This window comes from Brevundimonas sp. EU05-FHT14B11, from assembly GCF_058790835.1.
Map to the genome: position 1 here is coordinate 597,704 of NZ_JBYTCY010000001.1, position 25,170 is coordinate 622,873.

Below are 25,170 nucleotides of genomic sequence, written 5' to 3' on the forward strand. Positions count from 1 at the left end.
CCGGAACCGTGATCAGCGTTGAGCGTCCGTGAAGACGGCGTGAGGCTAGACGGCCGGGGCGGCCGACAGGGTCTCTTCCATCTCGGCGAAGGACGGCTGGGCCGACGAGGGGATGTCGCCGCGACCGATCTCGACGGAGATCTGGGCCGCATTGCCGTGCAGGTGGGCGACCAGCACCGACTGGATGATCTTGTAGTAGGCGCCTTCCTCGTCGACGATCGCCTTCAGGCGCGCGGCCAGGGGGCCGACCAGGCCATAGGCCAGGAACACGCCCATGAAGGTGCCGACCAGGGCGCCGCCGATCATGCCGCCCAGGATTTCCGGCGGCTCGGTGATCGAGCCCATGGTCTTGATGACGCCCAGCACGGCCGCGACGATGCCCAGCGCCGGAAGGGCGTCGGCGAGGTTCTGCAGCGCGCCCGGGGCGCCTGACGCCTCGTGGTGGTGCTTCTCGAGCTGCTTCTCCATGGCGTCCTCGATCTGGTGAGGATCCTCCAGGTTCATCGTCATCATCCGCAGGGTGTCGCAGATGAAGTCCGTGGCGAAGTGGTCCTTCAGCACCTTGGGGTATTTCTGGAAGATGGTGCTCTCGGCCGGCTTCTCGATGTGGCTTTCCAGGGCGATGACGCCCTTGGACTTCATCGTCTTGGTCAGCTGGAACAGCAGCGACAGCAGGTCCTTGTAGTCCTGCTTCTTCCATTTGGGCCCCGCGAAGGCCTTGCCCAGGCCGCTGAGCGAGGACTTCAGCACCGGCACGCTGTTGGAGATCAGGAAGGCGGCGATGCCCGCGCCGCCGATCGCCATCAACTCGTGAGGCGCGGCGTGCAGGATCACCTCGAACTTGCCGCCCGAGATGGCGTAGCTGCCGAACACGAGGGCGAACAGCAGCACAATGCCGATAATCTGGAACATGAGAAGACGGGGAGCCCCAACGCGCGCGAGAGCCCGACCATCGCCGTTAATGATTAATCTGCGGTTGCGATTCCGCGGATATCAGAGACGCGTTTCGCCGGACAGGATCGCGGCGCGGGCCGCTTCGGTCAGCTTGGCGTAGCCGTTCTTGCCGCCGCGGACGTAGAGGGCGCCGTCCACCTTGTCCGGATCGAAGCCGTCGGCGACCAGGTCGACCTTGCGGTATTTGAAGGTCCCGGTCGTCTCGGCCGACTTGATCAGGCGGATGAAGGCGGGGCGGGCGTAGGACGGCAGTTCCTGATCCACCCATTCGGCGAAGACCTTGGCCGAGAAGCGGCCGTCGATCACCAGGGCGACCATGCCGGCCTTGCCTTCCTGGCCCGGCACCGGAACGCCGTAGGCCACGACCTCCTTGACGCCCGGCGCGTCGGCCAGCCGCTGTTCGACCTCGGCGGTCGAGACGTTCTCACCCTTCCAGCGGTAGGTGTCGCCGATCCGGTCGATGAAATAGATGTAGCCGTCCGAGTCCTGCCTCATCAGATCGCCGGTGCGGAACCAGCGGTCGCCCTTGGCGAACACGTCGCGCAGGATCTTCTTCTCCGACGCCGCCTTGTCGGCATAGCCGGAGAAGGCGTGGCGGGTGTCGTCGCCGATCTGGCCCAGGGCCTCGCCGACCTCGCCCGGTTTGGCCAGCTGGCACAGGCCGTCCGGACCCCGCACGGGCAGTTCGGTGTCGATGTCGAAACGGACCAGCCGACAGTTGATCTGCTTCTTCAGGAAGCCCGGAACGCGGCCGATGGCGCCCGCCTTGCCGTCGAAGTTGAACAGCGAGACGTTGCCCTCGGTCGAACCGTAGAACTCGAGGATCTCGGGCACGGCGAAGCGCTTCTGGAAGTCTTCCCAGACATCGGGGCGCAGGCCGTTGCCGAAGGCGAGGCGCAGCTTGTGGGCGCGCTCGTCGGGGTTCTCCGGGCAGTTGATCAGATAGCGGCACAGCTCGCCGATATAGACGAACAGGGTCGCGCCCGAGGCCTTCACGTCCGGCCAGAAATTGGTGGCCGAGAAGCGCTTGCGCAGGACCAGGCGGCCGCCGTTCAGCAGGGCGGGGCCGATGCCGACCAGGCCGCCGGTCGAGTGGTACAGGGGCAGGACGTTGAACGTGACGTCCTTCTCGGTTCCCGCGGTGGCTCCGGCGAAGGCGCGCATATAGGTGCGGGCGCGAGCGTGGGTGATCTTGGCCGCCTTGGGCAGGCCGGTCGTGCCCGAGGTGTAGATGTACAGCGCCGTGTCGCGGTTGGTCAGGCCCGAGCGGATCGAGCGGGCGGGCCGCACCGAGGAGCCGCTGCGCACCGGCTTGTCCAGGCCGCGGCGCTCATCGGCTTCATCCGTGTCGGACAGGCCCAGCACCCAGAGCATCAGGTTACGGTCGACCAGCGGGCGGGCGTCCTCGACCTTGCGCCAGCAATCCTCGTCGGTGACGACCTGCGAGGCGTTGGAGATGGTCAGGCAGTGGGCCAGGGCGTGGCCGGTCAGGTTGGTGTTGATCAGCGCCGTGCCGACCCCGACCTTGGAGAAGCCGATCCAGGCGGCGATGTATTCGGCCCGGTTCAGCATCACCAGGGCGACCGTGTCGCCCCGCTTCAGGCGGCGGCTGACCGCCCAGTGGCCGAACCGGTTCGCCATGGCGTCCAGGTCCCGATAGGAGATCGAGCGGCGGTCGTCCTGGATGGCGATGTGGTCGGAAAACTTGTCGACGGCCTCTTCCCAGTCGTCACAGACCAGATCGACGCTGTCCATGGTGATCGGCTTGATGCGGCCGAGCAGGCGGCGAAGGCCCTTCACGAACCGAATGTCTCGCCGGATGTTCGCCACCAAACCCATAGCCACGTCCACTCGCCAGATGCCCTCTCTGGTGATGAACAAGCCGGTCTCCCGGGTCAACCGGTGGGAGAATCGTCGCGTCGTTTTTGGCCGGTTGCGAACGGCTTGCGGACCAGTTTGCCGTGGGGCGTGGCGCCGAAGCGGCGGTGACGCAGCGTCACTTCAGGACCCTCTTGTCGCCTCATCCGGCCGGATGACGGCCGTCAAACGGGGCGCTTGCCGCCCCACATGTGTCAGCAAAGGTGTTTCTTCAGGACATTCAACCTGTTCGCGGAACCGCGCTCTTCCGGGGCGGTTGGAAACCCACGCTCAAGGAGGAACAGAGATGTCCGTTACCTATCCCCAAGACCGCGCCGACGTCGTTGGTGAAGAGACCTTCGTCCCCGTCTATGCACGCACCAAGGCCCAGCTTCGCCGCAAGGGCGGCATGCGCACCTGGATGATCCTGGCCCCGATCGGGGTTCTGGTGATCGGCGGCGCCGCGGCCATGATGCTGATGAACGGCGGCGGCGACGTCGCCGAGGCTCCGCTGGCCGAAGCGGCGGCGACCGCCCCGGTCCTGCCGATCACTCCGGCTCCGCCGATCGCGCCGCTGGCCGCTGAGCCCGCTCCGGTCGACGCCACGCCCGAGCCGGTGGCGCGTCAGGCCGCCCCAGCCCCGGTTCGCCGTGAAGCTCCCGTGGTCCGCCGCGCCGCGCCGCGCGCCGAGACGCCGGCCCCCACTCCCGCTCCGAGCGTCGCCGCGCCCGCGCCGTCGCCGGTGACCTCGACGCTGAACAGCGCTCCGGCCGCCCCGGCGCCGACCGTGACGCCGGCCCCGGCCCCGGCCGCGCCCCCGCCAGTCATCGTGGTCGAACCGCTGAACTGATCCCGGCGTAGACCCTTGCAAGGCCCCGGTGGAGCGATCCGCCGGGGCCTTCGCCTGTCAGGCGGTGGGCGACACGCGCCAGATGACGTCGCCCACGTCGTCGGCGACCAGCAGGGCGCCGGTGCGGTCGAACTGCACCCCGACCGGGCGGCCCATGGCCGTGTCCTGGGCGCTGATGAAGCCGGTCAGGATGTCCTCGGGCGGGCCGGACGGCACGCCGTTGACGAAGGGGACGAACAGCACGCGGTAGCCGTTGCGCGGCTTGCGGTTCCACGACCCGTGCTGACCGACGAAGGCTCCGCCGCGATAGCGGACCGGGAACAGCGTCCCCTCGCCGAAGGTCAGGCCCAGCGAGGCGGTATGGGCGCCTAGCGCGTAGTCCGGCCGCAATGCGCGGGCGACGAGGGCGGGATCCTGGGGCTCGACCCGTTCGTCGACGGTCTGGCCGTAGTAGCTGAACGGCCAGCCGTAGAAGCCGCCGGGCGTGACCGAGGTCATGTAGTCGGGGACCAGGTCGTTGCCGAGCTCGTCGCGCTCATTGACCGACACCCACAGCCGGCCGCTGTCGGGCTGCCACGCCAGTCCCACCGGGTTACGCAGGCCCGAGGCGTAGACCCGCCGCGCGCCGGTCGCCGGATTGATCTCCAGGATGGCGGCGCGGTCGGTTTCCTCGGCCATCCCGTTCTCGCCGATGTTGGAGTTCGACCCGACCCCGACATAGAGGCGCGATCCATCGGCGCTGGCGACCAGGCTCTTGGTCCAGTGGTGGTTCCGGCCTGCGGGCAGGTCGGCGATCTTGCGCGGTTCGGCCTCGATCCGCGTCTGGCCGGTCTGGTAGGGGAAGGCCACCACGGCGTCGGCGTTGGCGACGTAGAGGGTGTTCCCGACCAGGGCCATGCCGAAGGGCGACATCAGGTTCTCGAGCAGGACCGACCGGGTCTCGGCCACGCCGTCGCCGTCGGTGTCGCGCAGCAGGGTGATGCGGTCGGGGCTGGGCGTGCGCGCGCCGGCCCTCTTCATCACCAGCCCCTGCGCCCAGGCGCGGAAACCGCCCCCGGCGCCGTCGTCCAGCCCTTCGGGCTTGGGCGGCGCATTGGTTTCGGCCACCAGGATGTCGCCGTTGGGCAGACGGTAGAGCCAGCGCGGATGGGTCAGACCGGCGGCGAAGGCCTGCACCCGGAAGCCCGGGGCCGCGACCGGGGTCCGGCCCTGCGGCCAACCGGCGGCGTCGGCGATATTGACCGTCGGAAGCAGGGTGTGGCGGGGCGCGGGCAGCACCGGGTCAGCGCCGTAGCCGGCGGCGGGATCCAGCGTCGATTCCGTGCCGCAGGCGGCGAGCGTGAGGGCGAAGAGAGAAGAGAGGGCGAGGGCCGAGACACGCATGGGCGGGTCCTTCAAGGGGTAGGCTGGGCGGGAAACTCGAGGCGGCTGACATCATAGCCCAAAGCGCGGGCGCGTTCGGTCAGTCGTTCGCGCTGGGCAGGGCTCGGGATTTCACGGGTGTAGATGAACAACCGCTCGAAGGTCGGGTCGGCCGAGATGAACCAGGTGTAGGCCTCGTCGTGGTCCAGCACCCAGTAGTCCCAGGTCACGAACCCGCCGAGGTAGCGCACCCGAAGCTTCGTGTTCGTCCCCGGGTCAAGAATCTCGCCGCGCCCGCCGATGGACTTCTCGCGTCCGCCCGGCTGGCCCTGTTCGCAGGTGTCGCGCACGTCGACCCGCGTCGCCGAGACGAGGACATAGTTGGATGCGCCGGCGACGCAGCCGTCGGTCAGTCGGTCGGGCAGGCGGGCGACCTCGATCCAGCGGCCGGACCACAGACGGTCGGCGTCTACGGCGCGGGCGGGTTGAGGGGCGCGGTATTCGGACGGCGAGGGCGCGGTGACACAGGCGGACAGGGCGCCCATCAGGGCGACGGCGGCGAGGACGCGCGGGGTCATGAGGCGATCTCCGGATCGTGAATACCCGGCCGGGAAGGGAGTTCCGCGGCCTCAGACTGGTACGATCTCGCGCGGTGGCCGGATGCGGCGGAAGCGGGCCTCGATGAAGGAGAACAGTCCGAAGCCGATGAAGCCCAGCGCGGCCGCGGCCAGCAAAGCCGCGCCGCCCGGCTGACGACCCAGGGCGTCCAGCGCGGCGTCGAAGCTTGTCACGTCCGAGGCCCGCGACCGAACCCCGGCGAGGAAGATCAAGGCCGCCAGCGGCAGCCACGCGATCCCGCGCGCCATGTAGCCGGCGCGCGCCAGCGGAACGACCCGGCGGCAAAGCTCGACCGAACAGGACAGGTAGGCGGCGAAGTCGTCACGCCACGCTCTGACGATGTTGGCGATCCCCACCCCGGCGATGCACAGACCGATTCCCGCCAGAAGCAGATTGCCGAACGGCAGCGATAGCATTCGCGCCGCCTCGCGATGGCCCGCGGCGATCTCGGCCGCGCCCGGATCGGCGGGGGTGTGGAACAGAAGGCTGAACGCGCTGCAGGCCAGCAGGGCGTAGCCGACGCCGCTGAACCCCTGGCTCATGCGGGTGCTCAGGCCCTGCTGGTCATGTCCCTCATTGTCCGCGTCCCAGATCGCCTGCAGCATCCGCCAGACCACAATGGCCAGCAGGCCGAGGCCCAGCAGCAGGACCCAGGCCCGGCCGAGCGGCTGCTGGGCCAGCCAGCCGATGGCGCCGCGGGTTCCGGCCGCGCCATCGACCAGCCCGGGGATGGCCAGCAGGGTCAGCGCTCCACCGGACAGATAGACGAACCCGCGCGCGCCGTAGCCTATGCGGGCGATCAGCTCGAGGCCGTTCAGCACGACCGCGCGCTTCCGTCGGCGGGCAGGGGTCAATCGGCGCAGGCCGGAGCGAAGCGTGGAGGAGAGGCGAGACACCCCTGCCCAACTCATCGCGAAAGATATGGCTCCGCTGGAGCCGCGGCGCCCTTGTCCGGAACGGGGGCGGCGCATATCTGCGGGCCCCAGGGAGAGGGACCCCCATGCCGCCCGCAATCACAATCCAGGGTCTGACCAAGACCTATAAGTCCGGGCTGCAAGCCCTCAAGCCCGTCGATCTGACGATCGCCAAGGGCGAGATCTTCGCCCTTCTGGGGCCGAACGGGGCGGGCAAGACCACCCTGATCTCCATCGTCTGCGGCATCGTCACGCCGAGCAGCGGCACGGTGACGGCCGACGGCCACGATACCCAGAAGGCCTACCGCAAGGCGCGCACCGTCATCGGCCTGGTGCCTCAGGAGCTGACCACGGACGCGTTCGAGACCGTATGGGCGACGGTGACCTTCAGCCGCGGCCTGTTCGGCAAGGCGCCGAACCCGGCCTACGTCGAGCAGATCCTTCGCGACCTCAGCCTGTGGGACAAGAAGGACTCCAAGATCATGACCCTGTCCGGCGGCATGAAGCGCCGGGTCATGATCGCCAAGGCCCTGAGCCACGAGCCCGACATCCTGTTCCTCGACGAGCCCACGGCGGGCGTCGACGTCGAACTGCGCAAGGACATGTGGGAGATGGTCCGCAAGCTGCGCGAGCGCGGCGTGACCATCATCCTGACCACCCACTACATCGAGGAGGCCGAGGAGATGGCCGACCGGGTGGGCGTGATCCTGAAGGGCGAACTGATCCTGGTCGAGGACAAGACGACCCTGATGAAGAAGCTGGGCCGCAAGACCCTGACCCTTCAGCTGCAGGAGCCGCTGGAGGTCCTGCCCGCCGAGCTGTCCGAATGGGTCCTGGAGCTCAAGTCGGACGGGACCGAGCTGGAGTACGTCTTCGACTCCAACGCCGAACGCACCGGCGTGCCGTCCCTGCTGCGGCGGCTCAGCGACATCGGCGTCGGGTTCAAGGACCTGAGCACGCGCCAGAGCTCGCTTGAGGATATTTTCGTGGGCCTGGTCCACCAGTCGAAGTCTGAGGCGGCGTGATGGCGTTCAACGGTTACGGCGTCTGGGCGATCTACCGCTTCGAGATGGCGCGCGCCCTGCGCACCATCTGGCAGTCCATCGTGACGCCGGTCATCACCACGGCCCTGTATTTCGTCGTCTTCGGCTCCGCGATCGGATCGCGGATGACCGAGATCGACGGCGTGCCCTACGGCGCCTTCATCGTGCCCGGGCTGATCATGCTGAGCCTGTTCACTCAGTCGATCTTCAACGCCTCGTTCGGCATCTACTTCCCGAAATTCACGGGCACGATCTACGAGCTGCTCTCGGCGCCCGTCAGCCCTCTGGAGATCGTCCTAGCCTATGTCGGGGCGGCGGCGACCAAGTCGGCGGTGCTGGGGTTGATCATCCTGGCCACTGCGGCCCTCTTCGTGCCCCTGCAGATCCTGCACCCGGTCGAGATGCTGCTGTTCCTGATCCTGATCTCGACGACCTTCAGTCTGTTCGGCTTCATCATCGGCATCTGGGCGCAGAGCTTCGAGCAGCTGCAGTTCATCCCCATGCTGGTGGTGACGCCGCTGACCTTCCTCGGCGGGTCCTTCTACTCGATCCACATGCTGCCCGAGCCGTGGCGGACGATCACCCACTTCAACCCGGTGGTCTACCTGATCTCGGGCTTCCGCTGGACCTTCTACGGGTCGGGGGACGTGGGGATCGGCGTCAGCCTGACGGCGACCCTGGCCTTCCTCTTCGGCTGCCTGGCCGTCATCGGCTGGATGTTCCGCACCGGCTACCGGCTGAAGAACTAGAGCGTCACGAAAGCGGCCAGATCGGCGGCCACCTTCGTCGCCAGTCCGCGTTTGAGAAACGCGCCGTACACGGCGCGGGAGCCTGCATGTCCAATCAGAACGACCCCAAGCTGAACGGTTCGCCCGTCAACGGCCAGGCCCAGCCGGAGCCTTTCCGCCGCCCGGTGACCTGGGGTCGCCCGCCCGCGACGGTGTTCCGCGCCGGGCCGCTGCCGCGCGGCTCGACCCTGCCGCCCCTGCCCGAACCGCCGAAGCCCCGGCCCGCGCCGCCACCGTCGTCCGGCATCCTCAGCGGCTCCATGATCCCGCGCGCCGCCCCGGCCGCGCCGAGGCCCGAGCCCGAACGCGCGGCGCCGGCGCCCGCCGCACCCGCCGTAGCCGCGCCGGATCTCGCCGTGCGGCCTCTGCCTGAACCGGAACCCACCCCCATCCCCGCCGCATCGCCGGTCGCCGCTCCGGTCCCGACGCCCGCCCCCGAAGTCGTGACCCTGGACGACATGGTGGTCGCGGCCCCGCGCCGCGCCGCGCCCGCCGGGACCGTCGCCGCGCGTGGCGGGTCTTCCGGGCGTCTGCCGCTCTACGTCGGCGGCGGCGTGGCCGCCCTCGCGGCCGTGGCCGTCGGCGCCTGGGCCCTGACGCGGTCGCCGGCCGAGACGCCCGCGCCGGCGCCTGTGGCCCCCGCCGCCGTTCCGCCGTCCGTTTCGCCCGAGGCCACGCCTCCGGTGGAGGCGGTCATCGCCCAGCCTGAGCCGGTCGCCGCGGCTCCCGCTCCGGCCGTGGTCGCGCCGCCCGCCGCGCCCGCATCCGCCCGTACGGACCCGGCTCCCGCGCCCGCGCCTGCCGCTGCGACGCCGCGCCCGGCCCGCCCGACGGCGACCCCGGTGCAGTCGACGCCCGCTCCGGCCGCGGTTCCGCCGCCGGTGATCGTGACCCAGCCCCTGCCGGAGCCCGCGCCCGCCACGCCGGCGCCGACCGCGGCCGAGCGCACGACGGCCGACCCCGACGCGCCGATCACGACGCGGCCGCAACGGCTGGATTGACCCGAGAAACCCGGCCTAGCGCAGGGTGATGTAGCCCCGCTCGACCATCCGGCGCAGGCCTTCATAGACCTCGGCCAGCTCTTCATAGGCCATGCGCGCGGCGGTCAGCCGGGCGACCTGGTCGACCGTGGAGGGCGCGCCGGATTCGGATTGGCGCAGGCCCTCCGACACCCATTTGCCGCGCGCCGTGGCGGTCAGCACCGCCAGCCGCTGGAAGGCGGCCGCGTCCAGGCCCGGGACCATCTGGCCGATGACCTCGCGGTTGGCGACGAAGGCCGAATAGTCGATCTGTTCCAGCAGGCCGCGCAGCCGGCGCTGTTCCTGGGGGTCGATGTCCTGCGGCTCGAAATGGTCCCGCTGGCGACGGTAGCTGCCGGTCTGCATGGTCGACATCGCGCCTCTCCCAACAACACACGAGGGACCTGAACCCTGCGCCGCGCCGATTAACGGGGCGTTGCGATGCGAAAAGCCCCTCGCTTGCAATTGCAGGCGCGCCGTAATACTTAAGTGAATGCTTCAGTATCAACAGCCGCTCGATCTCGCCTTCCAGGCCCTGTCGGACCCGACCCGGCGGCGCATGGTCGAACGCCTGTCGGCGGGGCCGGTCTCGGTCAGCGACTTGGCCGAGCCCCTGCCGATGTCGATGTCGGCGGTGATGCAGCATCTGAAGGTTCTGGAGGCGGCGGGGCTGGTCCGGTCGGAGAAGGTGGGCCGCGTGCGCACCTGCCGGGTCGAGCCCGAGGCCCTGAGCGCCGCCGAACGCTGGCTCAATGACCGGCGCCGGTCCGTCGAACGCAGTCTCGACCGGCTGGGCGCCTTCCTGGACGAAACCAAACCAGAGACGGAGACCTGACCATGACGACCCCGGACACGCCGGTCCTCGCCCACGGGACCTTCACGATCAAGCGCCGCTATGACGCCTCGCCCGAACGGGTGTTTCGCGCCTATGCCGATCCGGCCGCCTTCCGCCGATGGTTCGTCGACGGCGAGGGCTGGACCATCCATGACTGGTCCCACGACTTCCGCGTCGGCGGCAGCGCCGGCGGCAGGTTCCGGTTCGGCGACGAGACCAACGACACCTGGTTCAACGACACCGACTACCTCGACATCGTCGAGAACAGCCGGATCATCACCAGCTATGTGATGGGCCGGATGGTGGACGGGGAGAAGGAGCGCGCCTCCGCCTCCCTGGCCACGATCGAACTGGTCGCCGACGGCTCCGGCACGCGCCTGATCTATACCGAGCAGGGCGCCTTCTTCGGTCCGGACGGGGCGGATCACATCCCGCTGCGCGAGCACGGCTGCGGCGAGATGCTGGATGCGCTCGGCCGCGAGTTGAAGGCGCAGGCGTGATGGCCGGCAAGGTTCGCGTCAGCAGCTTCGCGATCTCCGCCGACGGGTTCGGCGCGGGGCCGGACCAGAGCCTGGAGGCGCCTCTGGGCGTCGGCGGCGAGCGGCTGCACGACTGGTTCTTTCCGACCCGGACCTTCCAGGCGATGTACGGCGACGGCAAGGGCGCGGACGGGATCGACAACGGGTTCGCCGAGCGCGGCATGGCCGGCCTCGGGGCCTGGATCCTGGGCCGCAACATGTTCGCGCACTCGCGCGGCCCCTGGGTGGATGACGGCTGGGAGGGCTGGTGGGGCGAGGAGCCGCCCTATCACTGTCCGGTCTATGTCCTGACCCACCACCCGCGCGCGCCGCTCGAGATGAAGGGCGGCACGGTCTTCCATTTCGAGACCGGCGGGATCGAGGCGGCGCTGGAAAAGGCGCGCGCCGCGGCCGGCGACCGGGACATCCGCATCGGCGGCGGAACCGAGACCGTCCGCCAGTACCTGCGGGCCGGGCTGATCGACGTGCTGCACCTCGCCGTCTCGCCGGTGCTGCTGGGCCGGGGCGAGGCGTTCTGGGACGGGCTGGATCTGCCCGCGCTCGGTTACGAGATCGGCAGATCGACCGCGGGCGAGCGGGCGACCCATCTGGAGATCGTGCGCATCGGCCGGCGAGGCGAGGCATGACCGACGACCGCCTCGTCTTCGGCGCCTTCACGATCGAGCGCCGTTATGACGCCCGCCCCGAGCGGGTCTTCCGCGCCTTCACCGACCGCGAAATCAAGCAGCGCTGGATGGGCTGCGAGCACGTCGCCTCGCCGGTGATCGAACAGCTGGACTTCCGCGTCGGCGGCAAGGAGGTCAGCCGGGGCGGCGGCGAGGACGGCGAGCATCTGTTCGAGGGGACCTATCTCGACATCGTCGAGGGCCGCCGCTTCATCTTCGCCTTCGTCATGACGGTAGGCGGCCGCAAGCTGTCGGCCTCCCTCGCCTCGGTCGAGATCCTGGCCGACGGGGACGGGGCGCGGCTGATCTTCAACGAGCAGGGCGTCTATTTCGGCCAGGACGGCTGGGCCGAGCGCGAGGAAGGCACGGCCGTCGGAATGCAACAGGTGGCCGACTGGCTGGCCGCGAACGAGGAGACTGTCTGATGGCCCTGATCCTGTGGTCCCACCCCTATGCCGGATACGGGCAGAAGACCGCGGTCGCCCTGTACGAACTGGGCCTGCCGTTCGAGCTGAAGCTGGTGGACGGTTCGCCGGAGGCCATGGAAGGGTTCATGGCCGTGTCGCCCTTCGCCAAGATGCCCGCGCTGGTGGACACGGCGGCGGGCCGCACGGTGATCGAGTCCAGCATCGTCATCGAATACCTGGACCGGCTGGCGGGCGGCGGGCGGCTGATCCCTGCCGATCCTGACCTGGCCCTTGAGGCGCGCTTCATCGACCGCATCCTGGACACCTATGTCGGGGGCAACATGAACAGGATCGTCTTCAACCGGCTGGGCCGCGCCGGCACGCCGAACGAGACGGCGATGGCGCTGGATGCGAAGGAGCTGGAAAGCGCCTGGGACACGCTGGAGGCGCGGCTGGGCGACGGCCGGACCTGGGGCGCGGGCGAGACCTTCACCCTGGCCGACTGCGGAGCTGCACCGCTGATGACATACGCCCGGCGGCTGGTTCCGTTCGGCGACCGGCCCCGGCTGCGGGCCTGGCACGCGCGGCTGATGGCGCGGCCCAGTTTCGTGCGCGCACTGGAAGACGCCGCGCCGTTCGGAAATCTGATGCCCGCCCCTCTGCCTGAGGACTAGGCCAAGGCGCTCAAGGCCTCGGCTGCAGCACCATCAGGGTCGACAGGCCGTGCGCCAGCAGGCGGCCGGCTTCATCCTTCACCGTCGCCTCGGCGGTGATGATCTGGCGTCCGGCGTTGACCACCCGGCCCTCGCAGCGGACCCGGCCGGCGTCGGCGGTGATCGGCCGGGTGAAATTGGCCTGGGTCGACAGGGTCGAATAACTGACCCCCGCCGGCAGCAGCGAATGGGCCGCGCAGCCCGTGGCGCTGTCGATCAGCGTCAGGGCCCAGCCGCCGTGGACCGTGCCCTGCGGGTTGAGGATGTGCGGCCCGGTCCGCCCTTCAAACGCGGCGAAGCCCTCGCCGACCTCGACCAGGTCGAAGTCCAGGGTGGTGCTGATGGTGGCGGGCGGCAGCTTTCCGTCCAGCACGGCCTGCAGGACCTCGCGGCCGGGCAGGCGTCCGACGGCTTCGGCGGTGGTCTTCGGCGTATCGGTCATGGCGTCACAGTTAGGGGGTCGGCGATCCGACGCAAGCACGCGGCGGATCGCCGCGCGGGGGTGGCCGTTCCACCGTCCCGCACGTAGCTGTGGGGAAACCACCGGAGGAAACCCCGATGCCGCTTCTGATGTGCCCCAACGACAACGCCGCGATGCAGACGCTGGAACGCGGCGGCGTCCAGTTCGACATGTGCCCGAATTGCCGGGGCGTCTGGCTGGACCGCGGCGAGCTGGAAAAGCTGATGGAGTCCGCGACCGCTGAAGGCCGCGCCTCGGCCCCGCAGGCCGCGCCGGCGCCCCAGCCCCAGGCTCCCTATCCGCCGCAACAGGCGCAGCAGCCGTGGGGCGGCCAGCCGCAGGGCTATCGCGACGACCATCGCCGGGACGACCGCTACCGCCACGACGACGACTACAAATACAAAAAGAAGAAGCGCGACAGCATCTTCGACATTTTCGACTGACGCCTAGGCGGCCAGGCCGGCCGCCTTCATCAGGGTCTTCAGCGGGGCCAGAACCTCGGGCTGCGCGGCCAGCGCGGCCCGGGCCTCGGGTGCGCGGAACAGCTTGATCGCCTCGGCCTTGGCCCGATCAGCCGCGGGGCCCAGCGGCGCCGTCTCGCCCGCCGCCAGCCGCAGCAGCACCACCAGCTTTTGCGGCGCGGGGGCCGGCGAGCGGGACAGCATGGCCACGATCCGCGCCTCCGCCTCGACGGCGCCCCCCACCTTGCCGATCGCCTCGGTGATGTCGGCCTCGTCCTTGTCCGACAGGCCGCAGGCGCGCACCGCCCGCTGCAGGACGGCCAGAACGCCCAGCTTCTGCGCCGCCGTCTGCCCGCCCGCCTGCCGCATCTCGGTTTCAAAGCGCAGCGAGCCGACGCAGGCCGACAGCCAGCGCGCGGCGGACCGCTTGTTGGCCACGCCGGTGACGTTCTCGCACAGCCGGGTCAGGGCCTCGGCCTCGCACAGGACCGTGCGGCAGGTCTTGACGTAGGCGGCGACGAAATCGGCGGTGACCAGGGCCTTGGACCGCTCGTTGAAGGCGTTCTGGACCTCTTCCAGCGTCAGCAGCCGCCCGGCGGTGGCGGTCAGACAGGTCGCCAGCGCCCGCAGGATGTCGATCTCGCCGGCGGCGTCGTTGGGCCGCAGGCGGCGCGGGCTCATCAGCTCGCGCAGCACCATCCGGGCCAGGGCGGCCGACAGCAGGGGGAATTCGGCGATCTCGATGCGCGCCCCCAGCCGGGCGGCGGGGCCTTCCACGGCGGGGACGTGCAAGGCCATGCGCGGATCGTGCCGAACCAGAATTCCCACCTCGCGCGGGGCCACCATGCGAACCACGGCCGCCATGGCCGCGCCCTGGTCCAATGACGGGCCCAGAATGTCGGCCAGGCCGGCGCGCGAGCCCAGCATCTCGCACAGGATCTGTTCGATCGGGACCAGCACCATGGCGCGAGCCTGGCCGTCGCCCGGCGCGCGGTCGGCCAGGTCCATCAGCCGGTCCAGACGCGTCCGGCCGTCCTTCAGCCCCGCCAGGGCCGCGGCGACGACGCCGCCCATGATGAAGGCGCGCTCGGCTTGACCTTCCAGTCGGTGGGCCAGGTCCGCGAGCGAATGATGCTCGAGGCTGGGGAACCGGTTCTTGCGGCCCGCCATGACCAGCCGCTCGATCGTCGCGTCCGACAGCTTCTGATAGTGTCGCACCAGGTCGTGCACCGGCTTTCCGTCCGCCTGCGCTTCGGGCACGGCGACCTTCTGGATGGCGTGCTGAAGCTCCACGCCCGAGGCGTCCAGCCGTTCCGCCAGATCGGGCCGGTGCAGAAGCTCGAAGGCGGTCACGCCCTGCCGCTGCAGCCAGTCCTCCAGAACGCGGCCGATCTGTTCGCGGGCCATGGGCGCGTAGAGGTCGTAGGGCGTGCTGCAGCGCGGGCCCGTGGCGTCCTCCACCGTGACCCGCTTGGCCTTCATCTCCGGGACGCCGCGGGTCAGCACCGTCACGCTGTTGAATTCCATGGTGTCGGGGTCGAGGGTTTCCTTGGTCACCCGCACCGCCGCCGCATAGCCGTCGCGCAGCAGATCCTCGGCCGTGTCGATCGCATGGGCGCGATGCTCGGTCGCGATCTGGAGGGTCCAGGACGACGGCGCGGTCTTGCGGATATAGACTTCGTAGTGGATCGGGCCGGCCATGGAACGCTCTGACAGTTCCCCCTGATCATGGGACGGAGACTTTAAGGGCGGGTTTCGTTGCGGAATTGGCCGACGCGGCCCATCTTTTGCGCCGTAAAGTAACCGCGATGACGTAGAACGGTTACGCTTGCCGTGCGTTCATTGCGCGGACGATGAGCCTGCAAGGAGAAGCCGACTTGGCCAATATCACCCTGGTGGACGACGACGAGAACATCGTGGCGTCGGTTTCGCTGGCGCTGGAAAGCCATGGCCACAAGATCACGGCCTACCATGACGGCGCCGCCGGACTGGAAGCCCTGGAGGCGTCGCCGCCGGATCTGGCCATCCTCGATGTGAAGATGCCCCGCATGGACGGCATGGAAGTGCTGCGCCGCCTGCGCCAGACCTCCCAGATCCCGGTCATCATGCTGACGTCGAAGGACGAGGAGATCGACGAGATCCTCGGCTTCAACCTCGGCGCCGACGACTACATCCACAAGCCCTTCAGCCAGCGCCTGCTGATCGAACGGGTGAAGGCCCTGTTGCGCCGCACCGGCGCCGACGGCGGCGAGCCCGAGCCCAGCGCCGAGAACTCGAACAAGGCCATCAAGCGCGGCAAGCTGACGATGGACCCGGCGCGCCACGAAAGCACCTGGGACGGCCGTCCGGTGAAGCTGACGGTCACCGAATTCCTGCTGCTGCAGGCCCTAGCCCAGCGTCCCGGCTTCGTGAAGAGCCGCGACAACCTGATGGACGCCGCCTACGATGATCAGGTCTATGTCGATGACCGCACCATCGACAGCCACGTGAAGCGCATGCGCAAGAAGTTCAGGGTCGTCGATCCCGAGTTCGACGCGATCGAGACCCTGTATGGCGTCGGATACCGTTACCGCGAAAGCTGATCCGGCGCGGGCCGGAGACGGCCGGCCCCGCCGACCCAAGCGGTTCGGCGGGTCGCGTCTCGGCGGCCTGATTCTCGCGCTCAACCTGCTCAGCCTGCTGATCCTGTTCGTCGGGGCCCTGCTCCTGAACGAATGGCAGCGGGGCCTGATCGAGTCCCGGCAGGAGACGCTGGCGGCCCAGGCCGAACTGCTGGTGCGCGTGCTCGGCGAGCCCCAGATCGGCGTCACCCGCGGCGAACCGATCCCGGCGCTGGACCCGATCGAGGCCAGCCGCTGGCTGCGCGACAACTTCATTCCCGCCGGCCAGCGCGCGCGCCTGTTCGATGTGGACGGCATCCTGGTGGCTGACAGCTACTGGGTGACCGAGGCTATTCCGGGCGAACCCCTGCCTGACGCCCGGCCCGCGGGTTCGCCGGTGGCCGCGCCCGATGATGCGGCGGTGGCGGGTGACAGCCAGAAGGCCGAACGCGCCCGCCTCGCCCTCGCCGCCGAGGTCGAAGGGGCGCTGGAAGGTCAGCCCCAGGCCGAGGTGCGCACCTCGGAGAGCGGCGACCGCGTGGTGTCGGTCTCCATTCCCGTCCGTCACGTCCAGATGGTGCTCGGCGTCCTGACGCTGGAGGCCGGCGATGTCGACGAGACCATCGGCGCCCAGCGCCGCGCCCTGATGCCCTTCGCCCTGGTGGCCCTGTTCGTGAACCTGCTGGGGTCGCTGCTGCTGCATCTGTTCGTCGCCCGGCCGGTGATGCGGCTGTCCGCCGCCGCCGACGAGGTCCGTCTGCAGCGGGCGCGAGCCATCTCCCTGCCCGACCTGGAAAGCCGCAAGGACGAGATCGGCGATCTGGCGCGGTCGCTGGAGTCCATGACCGAGACCCTGTCCGCCCGGATGGACGCCATCGAGGCCTTCGCCGCCGACGTCAGTCACGAGATCAAGAATCCCCTGACCTCGATCCGTTCGGCGCTGGAGACCCTGCCGCTGGTCAAGACCGAGGCCCAGCGCGAGAAGCTGACCGCCTTGCTGCAACAGGACGTGCGCCGCCTCGACCGGCTGATCACCGACATCTCCAACGCCTCGCGCCTGGACGCCGAGCTGAACCGCGACCGGCCCCGGACCATCGATCTGACCGCCCTGCTGGTCGATATCGTCGGTGTCTATGAGGCGGGGCGCAAACCCGGAGAGGCGCGTGTGACCTTCACCCCGCCGGCCGGTGACCACGCCCTGATCGTCGGCCGCGATGGGCCGCTGGGGCAGGTGTTCCGCAACCTGATCGACAACGCCCGTTCGTTCAGCCCGCCGGACGGCGAGGTGCGCCTGACCCTGCTGCGCGACGAGATCGACGAACGCGCGGTCCATGTCCGGATCGACGACGACGGCCCCGGCATTCCGGTCGAGAACCTCGAGACCGTGTTCGAGCGCTTCTACACCTCGCGTCCGCGCGGCACGGCCTTCGGGGCCAACTCGGGCCTCGGCCTGTCGATCGTGCGCCAGATCGTCGAGGCTCACGGCGGGACGGTGCGGGCGGGGAACCGGCCCGGCGACGGCGGCCCCGCCGGAGCCCGCTTCGAGGTGGCCCTGCCCGCCGCCCCCGGAGCCCGCCGCCCATGACCCAGCCCGTTCACGCCACCGTCGTCGCGCAATGGGCCCCGGGCCGGGGCTGGCGCGCCGCCGCCCTGTTCGGGCCGCCGGGCGCGGGCAAGAGCGATCTGGCCCTGAGGTTGATCGGCGCCGGTTGGCGGCTGGCGGCCGACGACTACGCCCATTTGTTCGCCGCCTCGGGCAGCCTCTATGCCCGTGCGCCGCGCACCATCGCGGGCAAGATCGAGGTGCGGGGCGTCGGCGTGGTGCCCGCCTGCGCCCTGGATCTGGCCCGGGTCGTGCTGGCCGTGGAACTGGGTCCGGAGCCCGTTGAACGCCTGCCGGAACCGGCGATCCGGCGCGTGGAGGGGGTCGATCTGCCCCTGCTGCGGCTGGATCCGAGGGAGGCCTCGGCGGGTGAAAAGGTCGCGGCGGCCATCGCCCGGCTTTAACCCGACGCGGAGTTGGGCTATTCCGCGCGGCTTGCGGTCAGCTCAGGGAGCGATCGGAACGCGGGGGCGCAAGTCTTGGTGAAGCCTTCATGATCGGGCTGGTGATCGTCACCCACGGGGGTCTGGCCTCCGAATTCCTTTCGGCCATGGAGCACGTCGTGGGCCCCCAGCGCGGGGTCGCGGCCATCTGCATCGGCCCGGAGGACGATATGGAGCGGCGTCGGCGCGACATCGTCGACGCCGCGCGCGCCGTCGATGACGGCGACGGCGTGATCCTGCTGACAGACATGTTCGGCGGCACGCCCTCCAACCTCGCCATCTCGGTGATGGAGGAGACCCACGCCGAGGTCATCGCCGGCCTGAACCTGCCCATGCTGATCAAGCTGGCCAGCGTGCGCGGGCGCGAGCCGCTGGAAGCCTGCGTCGCCCACGCCCAGGACGCCGGCCGCAAATACATCTCCGTGGCCAGCTGGGTGCTGCAGGGCGAGAAATGACCGATCCCGTCGCCGCGACCGTCGGCATCTGCAATCAGCGCGGCCTGCACGCCCGCGCCTCGGCCAAGTTCGTGAAACTGGCCTCGACCTTCGACAGCGAGATCCGCGTCACCCGCGACGGCGTGACGGTGAACGCCCTGTCGATCATGGGCCTGCTGATGCTCGGCGCCGGCAACGGCTGCGACGTCCACATCGAGGCCGAGGGCCAGGACGCCGCAGAGGCCGTCGAGGCCCTCTCCGACCTGGTCAACCGCAAGTTCGACGAGGACCAGTAGCCGCGTCAGGCCTTTGACCGGTCCGGCAGCACCGCGCCGACGTGGTCGATGCCCAGCTGTTCGGCGATCTCCATCTGCCGCGCCCGTTCCGCATAGCGATCCCGCTGCTCGGCCGTGCGCGTGGCATGGCAGCGTTCGCAGCAGACCCCTTCGACGTACAGCGGCGAGGCGCGTCCGGCCTCGCTTACCGGCATGCGGCAGCCGCGGCACAGGGTGTGGCTGCCGTCGGACAGGCCGTGGCCGACGGCGACTCGCTCGTCGAAGACGAAGCACTCGCCCCGCCACAGGCTTTCCGGCTCGGACGCCGTTTCTAGGTAACGCAGGATGCCGCCTTCCAGGTGGAAGACCTCCGGCACGCCCTCGGCCTTCAGGAAGGCCGTCGCCTTCTCGCAGCGAATGCCGCCGGTGCAGTACATGGCCACCTTGGGCGGGGTGGGGCGATCCAGCAGGGCGCGGCCCTCGGTGCGGAACCAGGCCGGAAAATCGCGGAAGCTGCGGGTGTTGGGCTGCACCGCGCCCGCGAAGGCGCCGATGGCGGTCTCGTAGTCGTTGCGGGTGTCGATGACGATGGTATCGGGATCCGCGATCAGGGCGTTCCACTCGGCGGGAGAGACATAGGTCCCGGCCTCCGTCGCCGGATCCAGATCGGGCTCGCCCATGGTGACGATCTCGGCCTTGATCCGCACCTTCATGCGCCGGAAGGGCGCGGTGGCGGCGTCGGCGAATTTCACATCCAGCCCGCTGAAGCCGGGCAGGCCCCGGATGCCGTCCAGCACCCGGTCGATGGCGTCGGCGGGACCGGCGATGGTCCCGTTCAGTCCCTCGTGCGCCACCAGCAGGATGCCCCGCACATCCGGCGCGCACAGCTGTTCGAGCCGCGCCCGCACGGCCTCGCGATCCCCGATCCGTGCGAAACGGTACAGGGCGGCGACGCGAAAGGGAGCGACGGGGGGCGGGGAGGACGTCATGGATTGATCTGGACCTTCGGGTCCTTCTCCTGCTGTTCCATCCTGCGAAGCGCGCTAGCGCGAAGCAGGATGGTGGAGCCGAGGGGAGTCGAACCCCTGACCTCGTCATTGCGAACGACGCGCTCTACCAACTGAGCTACGGCCCCCCAAACCCCACTGAATAGTCGGGTGCAGGCGAGCGGGCGACATACGAGCGGGGGACCGGTGGTGTCAACCGGTCGCAGGTTGCAGTCGGGGCGCGAGTGCGGAAAAGTTGGCGGGAAGGGGCGGCTAAGGTTAGAAGCGGCGCTCAACCCTCTGCAGGAGCACTTCAGGGTATGGCGGCGATTATCGGCTTCTTGTTCTTCCTCATCACGGCGGTGCTGCGCCTGTTCGTGATCGCCCTGATCGTCAACGCCGTCCTGAGCTGGCTGGTGGCGTTCGACGTCATCAACTACCGCAACCGCTTCGTCGCCTCGCTGGCCGCCACGCTGGACCGGATCGTCAGCCCGGTGCTGGAGCCCCTGCGGCGCATCATTCCGCCTCTGGGCGGCATCGACGTCACCCCGATCGTGGCCATCATCGTGATCCAGGGGATCATGATCTACCTGCTGCCCGCGTCGCAGGCCGCCCTGTTGAGCTTCGCCCCCTTCTGACGACAGGGACGGTGCGAACAGGCCACGCCTCCCGGGTCATCGCGCCTCTCGCATCATCCCGCGCTTGCGCCGTCCGGCCACCGTCCTAAGGTGCCCGCCGATGGGGCCGCAGGGCCTGAAAGCCAACCGGATTCCATGACCACGATCAAATCAGTCGCCATCATCGGCGCGGGCCAGATGGGTGCGGGTATCGCCCAGACGGTGGCTGCGGGCGGCTATGACGTGAAACTCTACGACGCCGCCGGCGATCGCGTGCCCCAGGCCATGGGCGCCATCGCGGCCAGCCTGGCGCGCCAGGTGGCCCGCGGGCTGAGCACCCAGGCCGACGCCGACGCCGCCCTGTCGCGCATCACCGCCGCCGCCTCTCTGGCCGACGCCGGCAAGGCCGACCTGGTGATCGAGGCCGCCGTCGAGGACGAAGCGGTCAAGAAGGCCATCCTCGCCGACCTGGCGCCGCACCTGGCCGATCACACCCTGCTGGCGTCCAACACCTCGTCCATCTCGATCACCCGGCTGGCCTCGACCACGGACCGGCCCGAGCGGTTCATCGGCCTGCACTTCATGAAGCCGGCTCCGGTGATGAAGCTGGTGGAGATCATCCGCGGCATCGCCACCTCGGCCGAGACCTATGAGGTCGCCGTCGCCTTCGCCGAGTCGCTGGGCAAGACGACCACCAATTCCGAGGACTTCCCCGCCTTCATCGTCAACCGCATCCTGGTGCCGATGATCAACGAGGCGATCTACACCCTGTACGAAGGGGTCGGGAACGTCGCCTCGATCGACAAGGCGCTGAAGCTGGGCGCCAACCATCCGATGGGTCCGCTGGAGCTGGCCGACTTCATGGGGCTGGACGTCGTTCTGGCCATCATGAACGTGCTGTACGACGGTCTGGCCGACAGCAAATACCGGCCCTGTCCGCTGCTGGTGAAATACGTCGAGGCCGGCTGGCTGGGCCGCAAATCGGGCCGCGGCTTCTACGACTATTCCGGCGACACGCCGGCGCCGACGCGATGATCCCCCGTCTCGAGCGGCCCGAGGACTTCCCGGGCCAGCAGCGCGTCGCCTGGCGGCGCGAGCCGCAGCGGACGGTGCTCGCCGTCGTGCTGGCCGTGCTGTGGCCGCCGCTGTGGGTGACGCTGGCGATCTGGCCGCCCCGCAACTGGGTTCCCGGGCTGGAGATGGACTGGCGCCTTCAGGCGATCACCCTGGGCCTGCTCGCGGTTCCGGCCATCCTGTGGCTGCTGGCGCGCGAGACCCGGCGCTCGGGCCGTCCCGCGACCCGGCTGGGCGTGGTCTGGCGCTTCATGTTCTACGGCGGCCTGCTGGCGGTCATCCTGGCGGCGCTGTTCGCCTTCGGTCAGGTGATCCAGCAGTGGCTGAACGCCGCCAACCTCGGCGAGGGGGTCGGCGGCAGCGAGACCACCCTGCTGATCTACGGCGTCGGCGGCCTGCCGTTCGCGGTCGTCATCGGCGTGGCCTACGCCCTGTGGGCGGGCCTGTGCGTGGCCTTCGTCGCCTTCTCGCCCCAGCCCGAGGTGCGCGACCGGCTCGGCGTCATGGGCCGCGACGGACAGGCCTGAAGCCTTACCGCGAATTGGTTTGACGCCGGACGCCGGCGCGGCAATCTGCCCCCCTGACCTCGGGGGGAGATCACCACATGGCCGCAACCGACGCCCTGACGGGCGAGACGACGGCACCTGCCGCCCGGCTGGCCCCCGTCGCGCCCGCGGATCGCATCTTCACCCTGGACATGCTGCGGGGCTTCGCGATCCTCGGCATCCTGGCGGTCAACGCCGTGGCCTTCGCCTGGCCGATGGAACTGCAGACGGGCGCCGACGTCGCGCCGCCCTGGCCGCACGACCAGGCCAATATTCTCGGCCACTGGGTCACCGAGGTCTTCTTCCACAACAAGGCGCGATCACTGTTCTCCATGCTGTTCGGGGTGTCGATCTTCCTGATCGGCGGCGAACGGCGGGACGAGGCGCGAGGCGCCCTCCTGTGGCGGCGCCTGCTGTGGCTGGCCGTGTTCGGCCTGATCCACGGCGCGGCCTTCTGGTACGGCGATATCCTGCTGCACTACGCCTACACGGGCGTTCTGGTGATGCTGGCGCGGTCGTGGTCGGCCAAGCGGCTGATCTGGACCGGAGCCCTGCTGAACCTGCTGTTCGGCCTGCTGTCGGCGGCCGCCTTCGCCGCCCAGGCCTTCATGCCCGAGGGCGCCGCGGCCGCCGGCGGCGGACCCTTCGCGGTGACGCCCGAAAGTCTGGCGGCGACCATCCAGGCCTATCAATCGGGCTGGCCCGCCGCGCTGATCGAAAACCTGAAGGCCGAGGCGATCCTGCAGGCCATGAGCATCACCCTGATCCCGATCACGGGGGCGCTGATGCTGCTGGGCATGGGGCTGTTCAAGGCCGGCTTCCTCAGCGGCCGGTCGCCGACCTGGGTCTATGTTCTCCTGCTGCTGATCGGCGGCGCCAACCTCGCCGCGCTGGGCTGGTACGAGTGGTTCAAGGCCGCGGCGCCGCACGGCGCGCCGGATCCGACCGGCGGCATGGCCGATATCGCGGCCAGCTTCGCGCCCCTGATCACCCTGGCCTACGTCAGCCTGCTGATCCTGATGACGCGGTTCGGTCTGAGGGTCGTCACGGGGGTGCTGGCGCCGGTGGGGCGGATGGCGTTCACCAACTATCTGACCCAGACCCTGATCATGACGACCCTGTTCTACATGCCGTGGGGGCCGCACTGGTTCGGCGATCCGGCCTGGGGGCCGGGACAGCTGTGGCTCGCGGTCGGAGGCGTCTGGATCGCCCAGTTGATCTGGTCCCCGATCTGGCTGTCGGTGTTCAGCATGGGGCCGCTGGAGTGGCTGTGGCGCTGTCTGATCTACGGACGGCTGGTGCCGATCAGAAGGGGCGAGGGCTGAGGGGCGGGGGGCGAGACAGGACGTTGGGCGGTTGACGGCTCGGCGGTTCACGGTGTTCAGGCAGGAAATCATTCCGACCCTCGACCCTCGACCCTTGACCCTCTAGACCGCCAGCATGACCGAAGACGCCGCTCCCACCCGCCCCGAAGCCCGCGCCCCCCGGGGGTTCGCCGACCGCCGTGGCCGTGACCTGGTGGCCGAGCGCCGCCTCGTTCAGCGCGTGTCCGAGGTCTATGAGCGCTGGGGCTTCGAGCCGCTGGACACCGGGGCGTTCGAATACGCCGACGCCCTGGGCAAATTCCTGCCCGACGCCGACCGTCCGAACGAAGGCGTCTTCGCCCTGCAGGACGACGACGACCAGTGGATGGCCTTGCGCTACGACCTGACGGCGCCGCTGGCCCGGTTCGCGGCGCAGTCGTGGGAGACCCTGCCCAAGCCGTTCCGCCGCTACGCCTTCGGGCCGGTGTGGCGCAACGAGAAGCCGGGGCCGGGCCGTTTCCGCGAGTTCGTGCAGTGCGACGCCGACACGGTGGGCTCCGACCGTCCCGAGGCGGACGCCGAGATCATCGCCATGGCCTGCGAGGGCCTGCAGGCCGCCGGCCTGGCGCCGGGGCAGGCGGTGATCCGCGTCTCGAACCGCAAGCTGTTCGACGGCCTGTTCGAGGCCGGCGGCGTGGTCGATCCGATCCAGAAGCTGACCGCTCTGCGCGCCATCGACAAGTTCGACCGGCTGGGCTGGGAAGGCGTCTCGGCCCTGCTGGGCGAAGGCCGTCTGGACGAGTCCGGCGACTACACCAAGGGCGCTCAACTGCCGCTGGGCGTGGCCGCGACCATCGAGGCCTTCCTCGCTTCGGCGGGCGACGCGGCGTTGAGCCGGGCGGAGACCCTGGAGGCCGTGGCCCGCGCCGGCGGGCTGGGCGCCGTCGGCGAGGCGGCGCTGGAAGAGCTGGCGGCCATCGACCGGGCGCTGAACGCCATGAAGGTGGGGCAGGACGCGGTCCGCTTCGATCCGACCATCGTGCGCGGGCTGGAATACTACACCGGCGCCGTGTTCGAGGCCGAGCTGCTGCTGGAGACCACCGACGAGAAGGGCCGCGCCGTGCGCTTCGGCTCCATCGGCGGCGGCGGGCGCTACGACGACCTGGTCGCCCGCTTCACCGGCGAGCGCCTGCCCGCGACCGGCTTCTCCTTCGGCGTCTCGCGGCTGGCCTCGGCCCTTCGCGCGGCCGGGCGCGGCGACGAGGACGCGGTGCGCGGCCCGGTGGTCGTGATCGTCTTCTCGGAGGCCGACATGCAGCACTATCTCGATGCGGTGTCCGAGCTGCGCAACGCCGGGATCGCCGCCGAACTCTACCTCGGCCGGGCGGGCATGAAGGCGCAGATGAAGTACGCCGACCGGCGCGGCGCGCCCGCCGCCGTCATTCTGGGCGGCGACGAGATCGCGGCCGGTCAGGTGACGATCAAGGACCTCGACGCGGGCCGCGCGGCCGCCGCCGGCGTCACGGACAACGAGGCCTGGAAGGCCGAGCGTCCGGGACAGCAGGTCGTGCCTCGCGCCCAGCTTGTGGCGACGATCCGGGGTATCGTCGATTCCTGACGCACAGCTCCGTGAGTTATCGTTGATAACAAAGGAAAAGCCCCTGTCCGTGTCAGGGTCTTGATTGACTTGAAGCGGGAATTGTCGTCTTTCTGACGTACTCGGGAAGCGCAGCGTTTCGACGCAGCAGCGGCCCGGAGGCGTTTCGGGGAGGAAACGTCCGCTCCATGAGAGCGAAAGAAAGCC

The 25,170-nt window shown here is 69.6% G+C and carries 29 protein-coding genes and 1 tRNA gene; 20 read left to right on the top strand and 10 right to left on the bottom strand.

Features of this window, described 5'->3' with window-relative positions; genetic code table 11:
* Window positions 1-45 precede the first annotated feature (45 nt).
* The gene (gene motA, locus AC3WRV_RS03095) at window positions 46-912 is read right to left on the bottom strand and encodes a flagellar motor stator protein MotA (protein ID WP_492312102.1); all 867 of its coding nucleotides are present in this window, start codon (window positions 910-912) and stop codon (window positions 46-48) included.
* Window positions 913-993: 81 nt separating this feature from the next.
* Window positions 994-2,793, bottom strand: a complete 1,800-nt coding sequence (locus AC3WRV_RS03100; RefSeq protein ID WP_492312717.1) for a long-chain-acyl-CoA synthetase — start codon at window positions 2,791-2,793, stop codon at window positions 994-996.
* A 325-nt stretch (window positions 2,794-3,118) separates the two neighbouring features.
* Between AC3WRV_RS03100 and AC3WRV_RS03105 the strand changes: the two genes are divergently transcribed.
* Window positions 3,119-3,661: a hypothetical protein gene (locus AC3WRV_RS03105; protein WP_492312103.1), complete on the top strand. Its 543-nt coding sequence runs from the start codon at window positions 3,119-3,121 to the stop codon at window positions 3,659-3,661.
* A gap of 57 nt (window positions 3,662-3,718) precedes the next feature.
* Here AC3WRV_RS03105 and AC3WRV_RS03110 read toward each other — a convergent pair whose 3' ends face one another.
* Genes AC3WRV_RS03110 through AC3WRV_RS03120 form a run of 3 tightly spaced genes read right to left on the bottom strand, consistent with a single transcriptional unit; the run spans window position 3,719 to window position 6,462 of the window.
* A complete protein-coding gene (locus AC3WRV_RS03110; RefSeq protein WP_492312104.1) occupies window positions 3,719-5,044 on the bottom strand; it encodes a PQQ-dependent sugar dehydrogenase in 1,326 nt (441 codons plus the stop codon).
* Window positions 5,045-5,055: 11 nt separating this feature from the next.
* Complete coding sequence (locus AC3WRV_RS03115; protein ID WP_492312105.1) at window positions 5,056-5,601, bottom strand: lipocalin family protein; 546 nt, start codon at window positions 5,599-5,601, stop codon at window positions 5,056-5,058.
* Between the two features lie 51 nt (window positions 5,602-5,652).
* Complete coding sequence (locus AC3WRV_RS03120; protein ID WP_492312106.1) at window positions 5,653-6,462, bottom strand: DUF1206 domain-containing protein; 810 nt, start codon at window positions 6,460-6,462, stop codon at window positions 5,653-5,655.
* A 179-nt stretch (window positions 6,463-6,641) separates the two neighbouring features.
* Here AC3WRV_RS03120 and AC3WRV_RS03125 point away from each other — a divergent pair, with 179 nt between their 5' ends.
* From AC3WRV_RS03125 to AC3WRV_RS03135, 3 genes are all read left to right on the top strand, one after another.
* A complete protein-coding gene (locus AC3WRV_RS03125) occupies window positions 6,642-7,580 on the top strand; it encodes an ABC transporter ATP-binding protein (RefSeq protein ID WP_291840014.1) in 939 nt (312 codons plus the stop codon).
* Window positions 7,580-8,347 (top strand): ABC transporter permease, encoded by a 768-nt coding sequence (locus tag AC3WRV_RS03130; RefSeq protein ID WP_492312107.1) that lies wholly within the window; start codon window positions 7,580-7,582, stop codon window positions 8,345-8,347. Before AC3WRV_RS03125 ends, AC3WRV_RS03130 begins: the two co-directional genes overlap by 1 nt.
* An 86-nt stretch (window positions 8,348-8,433) precedes the next feature.
* Window positions 8,434-9,387, top strand: coding sequence for a hypothetical protein (locus AC3WRV_RS03135; RefSeq protein ID WP_492312108.1), 954 nt, complete (start codon window positions 8,434-8,436; stop codon window positions 9,385-9,387).
* 15 nt (window positions 9,388-9,402) lie between these two features.
* Here AC3WRV_RS03135 and AC3WRV_RS03140 read toward each other — a convergent pair whose 3' ends face one another.
* The gene (locus tag AC3WRV_RS03140) at window positions 9,403-9,780 is read right to left on the bottom strand and encodes a hypothetical protein (RefSeq protein ID WP_492312109.1); all 378 of its coding nucleotides are present in this window, start codon (window positions 9,778-9,780) and stop codon (window positions 9,403-9,405) included.
* 118 nt (window positions 9,781-9,898) lie between these two features.
* On the opposite strand from AC3WRV_RS03140, the gene AC3WRV_RS03145 reads away from it, so the two are divergent.
* Genes AC3WRV_RS03145 through AC3WRV_RS03165 form a run of 5 tightly spaced genes read left to right on the top strand, consistent with a single transcriptional unit; the run spans window position 9,899 to window position 12,525 of the window.
* Window positions 9,899-10,240 carry an ArsR/SmtB family transcription factor gene (locus AC3WRV_RS03145; RefSeq protein ID WP_492312110.1) on the top strand — a complete coding sequence of 114 codons (342 nt, stop codon included), beginning with the start codon at window positions 9,899-9,901 and terminating at the stop codon, window positions 10,238-10,240.
* Between the two features lie 2 nt (window positions 10,241-10,242).
* Window positions 10,243-10,740, top strand: a complete 498-nt coding sequence (locus tag AC3WRV_RS03150; protein ID WP_492312111.1) for an SRPBCC family protein — start codon at window positions 10,243-10,245, stop codon at window positions 10,738-10,740.
* Complete coding sequence (locus tag AC3WRV_RS03155; protein WP_492312112.1) at window positions 10,740-11,405, top strand: dihydrofolate reductase family protein; 666 nt, start codon at window positions 10,740-10,742, stop codon at window positions 11,403-11,405. Before AC3WRV_RS03150 ends, AC3WRV_RS03155 begins: the two co-directional genes overlap by 1 nt.
* On the top strand, window positions 11,402-11,869 hold the full coding sequence (locus AC3WRV_RS03160) for an SRPBCC domain-containing protein (RefSeq protein WP_492312113.1): 468 nt from the start codon (window positions 11,402-11,404) through the stop codon (window positions 11,867-11,869). The genes AC3WRV_RS03155 and AC3WRV_RS03160 overlap by 4 nt, the downstream gene beginning before the upstream one ends.
* Entirely contained in the window at window positions 11,869-12,525 is a 657-nt protein-coding gene (locus AC3WRV_RS03165; protein ID WP_492312114.1) for a glutathione S-transferase family protein, read from the top strand. The genes AC3WRV_RS03160 and AC3WRV_RS03165 overlap by 1 nt, the downstream gene beginning before the upstream one ends.
* Window positions 12,526-12,535: 10 nt before the next feature.
* On the opposite strand, the gene AC3WRV_RS03170 is transcribed toward AC3WRV_RS03165, so the two are convergent.
* The gene (locus tag AC3WRV_RS03170; protein WP_291839054.1) at window positions 12,536-13,006 is read right to left on the bottom strand and encodes a PaaI family thioesterase; all 471 of its coding nucleotides are present in this window, start codon (window positions 13,004-13,006) and stop codon (window positions 12,536-12,538) included.
* A 116-nt stretch (window positions 13,007-13,122) separates the two neighbouring features.
* On the opposite strand from AC3WRV_RS03170, the gene AC3WRV_RS03175 reads away from it, so the two are divergent.
* Window positions 13,123-13,467, top strand: coding sequence for a TFIIB-type zinc ribbon-containing protein (locus AC3WRV_RS03175; protein ID WP_492312115.1), 345 nt, complete (start codon window positions 13,123-13,125; stop codon window positions 13,465-13,467).
* 3 nt (window positions 13,468-13,470) lie between these two features.
* Here AC3WRV_RS03175 and AC3WRV_RS03180 read toward each other — a convergent pair whose 3' ends face one another.
* Window positions 13,471-15,186, bottom strand: coding sequence for a hypothetical protein (locus tag AC3WRV_RS03180; RefSeq protein WP_291839060.1), 1,716 nt, complete (start codon window positions 15,184-15,186; stop codon window positions 13,471-13,473).
* Window positions 15,187-15,362: 176 nt separating this feature from the next.
* Between AC3WRV_RS03180 and chvI the strand changes: the two genes are divergently transcribed.
* The 5 genes from chvI to AC3WRV_RS03205 all read left to right on the top strand — a co-directional run bounded on the left by chvI (window position 15,363) and on the right by AC3WRV_RS03205 (window position 18,861).
* The gene (gene chvI / locus AC3WRV_RS03185) at window positions 15,363-16,067 is read left to right on the top strand and encodes a two-component response regulator ChvI (protein WP_291839067.1); all 705 of its coding nucleotides are present in this window, start codon (window positions 15,363-15,365) and stop codon (window positions 16,065-16,067) included.
* Complete coding sequence (gene chvG, locus AC3WRV_RS03190; protein ID WP_492312116.1) at window positions 16,036-17,670, top strand: two-component sensor histidine kinase ChvG; 1,635 nt, start codon at window positions 16,036-16,038, stop codon at window positions 17,668-17,670. Before chvI ends, chvG begins: the two co-directional genes overlap by 32 nt.
* Window positions 17,667-18,092, top strand: coding sequence for an HPr kinase/phosphorylase (locus tag AC3WRV_RS03195; RefSeq protein WP_291837380.1), 426 nt, complete (start codon window positions 17,667-17,669; stop codon window positions 18,090-18,092). Before chvG ends, AC3WRV_RS03195 begins: the two co-directional genes overlap by 4 nt.
* 89 nt (window positions 18,093-18,181) lie before the next feature.
* On the top strand, window positions 18,182-18,586 hold the full coding sequence (locus tag AC3WRV_RS03200) for a PTS sugar transporter subunit IIA (RefSeq protein ID WP_291837378.1): 405 nt from the start codon (window positions 18,182-18,184) through the stop codon (window positions 18,584-18,586).
* A complete protein-coding gene (locus AC3WRV_RS03205) occupies window positions 18,583-18,861 on the top strand; it encodes an HPr family phosphocarrier protein (RefSeq protein ID WP_492312117.1) in 279 nt (92 codons plus the stop codon). The genes AC3WRV_RS03200 and AC3WRV_RS03205 overlap by 4 nt, the downstream gene beginning before the upstream one ends.
* 5 nt (window positions 18,862-18,866) lie before the next feature.
* Here AC3WRV_RS03205 and trhO read toward each other — a convergent pair whose 3' ends face one another.
* Both trhO and AC3WRV_RS03215 read right to left on the bottom strand, forming a co-directional pair.
* A complete protein-coding gene (trhO, locus tag AC3WRV_RS03210; RefSeq protein ID WP_492312118.1) occupies window positions 18,867-19,829 on the bottom strand; it encodes an oxygen-dependent tRNA uridine(34) hydroxylase TrhO in 963 nt (320 codons plus the stop codon).
* A 70-nt stretch (window positions 19,830-19,899) separates the two neighbouring features.
* Window positions 19,900-19,975 (bottom strand) — tRNA-Ala (locus AC3WRV_RS03215).
* Between the two features lie 171 nt (window positions 19,976-20,146).
* On the opposite strand from AC3WRV_RS03215, the gene AC3WRV_RS03220 reads away from it, so the two are divergent.
* From AC3WRV_RS03220 to hisS, 5 genes are all read left to right on the top strand, one after another.
* Entirely contained in the window at window positions 20,147-20,464 is a 318-nt protein-coding gene (locus AC3WRV_RS03220) for a YggT family protein (protein ID WP_492312119.1), read from the top strand.
* Window positions 20,465-20,599: 135 nt separating this feature from the next.
* Complete coding sequence (locus AC3WRV_RS03225; RefSeq protein WP_492312120.1) at window positions 20,600-21,478, top strand: 3-hydroxybutyryl-CoA dehydrogenase; 879 nt, start codon at window positions 20,600-20,602, stop codon at window positions 21,476-21,478.
* On the top strand, window positions 21,475-22,044 hold the full coding sequence (locus AC3WRV_RS03230) for a phthalate transporter (RefSeq protein WP_291837367.1): 570 nt from the start codon (window positions 21,475-21,477) through the stop codon (window positions 22,042-22,044). The genes AC3WRV_RS03225 and AC3WRV_RS03230 overlap by 4 nt, the downstream gene beginning before the upstream one ends.
* Before the next feature lie 77 nt (window positions 22,045-22,121).
* On the top strand, window positions 22,122-23,387 hold the full coding sequence (locus AC3WRV_RS03235; protein WP_492312121.1) for a DUF418 domain-containing protein: 1,266 nt from the start codon (window positions 22,122-22,124) through the stop codon (window positions 23,385-23,387).
* Window positions 23,388-23,502: 115 nt separating this feature from the next.
* Window positions 23,503-24,984: a histidine--tRNA ligase gene (gene hisS, locus AC3WRV_RS03240; RefSeq protein ID WP_492312122.1), complete on the top strand. Its 1,482-nt coding sequence runs from the start codon at window positions 23,503-23,505 to the stop codon at window positions 24,982-24,984.
* Window positions 24,985-25,170 lie beyond the last annotated feature (186 nt).

Excerpts from the sequence above, each read along its gene's own strand:
- AC3WRV_RS03110 (WP_492312104.1), bottom strand. The coding sequence starts at position 5,044 with ATGCGTGTCTCGGCCCTCGCCCTCTCTTCTCTCTTCGCCCTCACGCTC.
- AC3WRV_RS03180 (WP_291839060.1), bottom strand. The coding sequence starts at position 15,186 with ATGGCCGGCCCGATCCACTACGAAGTCTATATCCGCAAGACCGCGCCG.
- hisS (WP_492312122.1), top strand. The coding sequence starts at position 23,503 with ATGACCGAAGACGCCGCTCCCACCCGCCCCGAAGCCCGCGCCCCCCGG.
- AC3WRV_RS03140 (WP_492312109.1), bottom strand. The coding sequence starts at position 9,780 with ATGTCGACCATGCAGACCGGCAGCTACCGTCGCCAGCGGGACCATTTC.
- AC3WRV_RS03175 (WP_492312115.1), top strand. The coding sequence starts at position 13,123 with ATGCCGCTTCTGATGTGCCCCAACGACAACGCCGCGATGCAGACGCTG.
- AC3WRV_RS03115 (WP_492312105.1), bottom strand. The coding sequence starts at position 5,601 with ATGACCCCGCGCGTCCTCGCCGCCGTCGCCCTGATGGGCGCCCTGTCC.
- trhO (WP_492312118.1), bottom strand. The coding sequence starts at position 19,829 with ATGACGTCCTCCCCGCCCCCCGTCGCTCCCTTTCGCGTCGCCGCCCTG.
- AC3WRV_RS03145 (WP_492312110.1), top strand. The coding sequence starts at position 9,899 with ATGCTTCAGTATCAACAGCCGCTCGATCTCGCCTTCCAGGCCCTGTCG.
- AC3WRV_RS03165 (WP_492312114.1), top strand. The coding sequence starts at position 11,869 with ATGGCCCTGATCCTGTGGTCCCACCCCTATGCCGGATACGGGCAGAAG.
- AC3WRV_RS03235 (WP_492312121.1), top strand. The coding sequence starts at position 22,122 with ATGGCCGCAACCGACGCCCTGACGGGCGAGACGACGGCACCTGCCGCC.
- motA (WP_492312102.1), bottom strand. The coding sequence starts at position 912 with ATGTTCCAGATTATCGGCATTGTGCTGCTGTTCGCCCTCGTGTTCGGC.
- AC3WRV_RS03200 (WP_291837378.1), top strand. The coding sequence starts at position 18,182 with ATGATCGGGCTGGTGATCGTCACCCACGGGGGTCTGGCCTCCGAATTC.
- AC3WRV_RS03135 (WP_492312108.1), top strand. The coding sequence starts at position 8,434 with ATGTCCAATCAGAACGACCCCAAGCTGAACGGTTCGCCCGTCAACGGC.
- AC3WRV_RS03160 (WP_492312113.1), top strand. The coding sequence starts at position 11,402 with ATGACCGACGACCGCCTCGTCTTCGGCGCCTTCACGATCGAGCGCCGT.
- AC3WRV_RS03195 (WP_291837380.1), top strand. The coding sequence starts at position 17,667 with ATGACCCAGCCCGTTCACGCCACCGTCGTCGCGCAATGGGCCCCGGGC.
- AC3WRV_RS03150 (WP_492312111.1), top strand. The coding sequence starts at position 10,243 with ATGACGACCCCGGACACGCCGGTCCTCGCCCACGGGACCTTCACGATC.
- AC3WRV_RS03170 (WP_291839054.1), bottom strand. The coding sequence starts at position 13,006 with ATGACCGATACGCCGAAGACCACCGCCGAAGCCGTCGGACGCCTGCCC.
- AC3WRV_RS03105 (WP_492312103.1), top strand. The coding sequence starts at position 3,119 with ATGTCCGTTACCTATCCCCAAGACCGCGCCGACGTCGTTGGTGAAGAG.
- AC3WRV_RS03155 (WP_492312112.1), top strand. The coding sequence starts at position 10,740 with ATGGCCGGCAAGGTTCGCGTCAGCAGCTTCGCGATCTCCGCCGACGGG.
- AC3WRV_RS03205 (WP_492312117.1), top strand. The coding sequence starts at position 18,583 with ATGACCGATCCCGTCGCCGCGACCGTCGGCATCTGCAATCAGCGCGGC.
- AC3WRV_RS03100 (WP_492312717.1), bottom strand. The coding sequence starts at position 2,793 with ATGGGTTTGGTGGCGAACATCCGGCGAGACATTCGGTTCGTGAAGGGC.
- AC3WRV_RS03125 (WP_291840014.1), top strand. The coding sequence starts at position 6,642 with ATGCCGCCCGCAATCACAATCCAGGGTCTGACCAAGACCTATAAGTCC.
- AC3WRV_RS03230 (WP_291837367.1), top strand. The coding sequence starts at position 21,475 with ATGATCCCCCGTCTCGAGCGGCCCGAGGACTTCCCGGGCCAGCAGCGC.
- AC3WRV_RS03130 (WP_492312107.1), top strand. The coding sequence starts at position 7,580 with ATGGCGTTCAACGGTTACGGCGTCTGGGCGATCTACCGCTTCGAGATG.
- AC3WRV_RS03225 (WP_492312120.1), top strand. The coding sequence starts at position 20,600 with ATGACCACGATCAAATCAGTCGCCATCATCGGCGCGGGCCAGATGGGT.
- AC3WRV_RS03220 (WP_492312119.1), top strand. The coding sequence starts at position 20,147 with ATGGCGGCGATTATCGGCTTCTTGTTCTTCCTCATCACGGCGGTGCTG.
- chvG (WP_492312116.1), top strand. The coding sequence starts at position 16,036 with ATGGCGTCGGATACCGTTACCGCGAAAGCTGATCCGGCGCGGGCCGGA.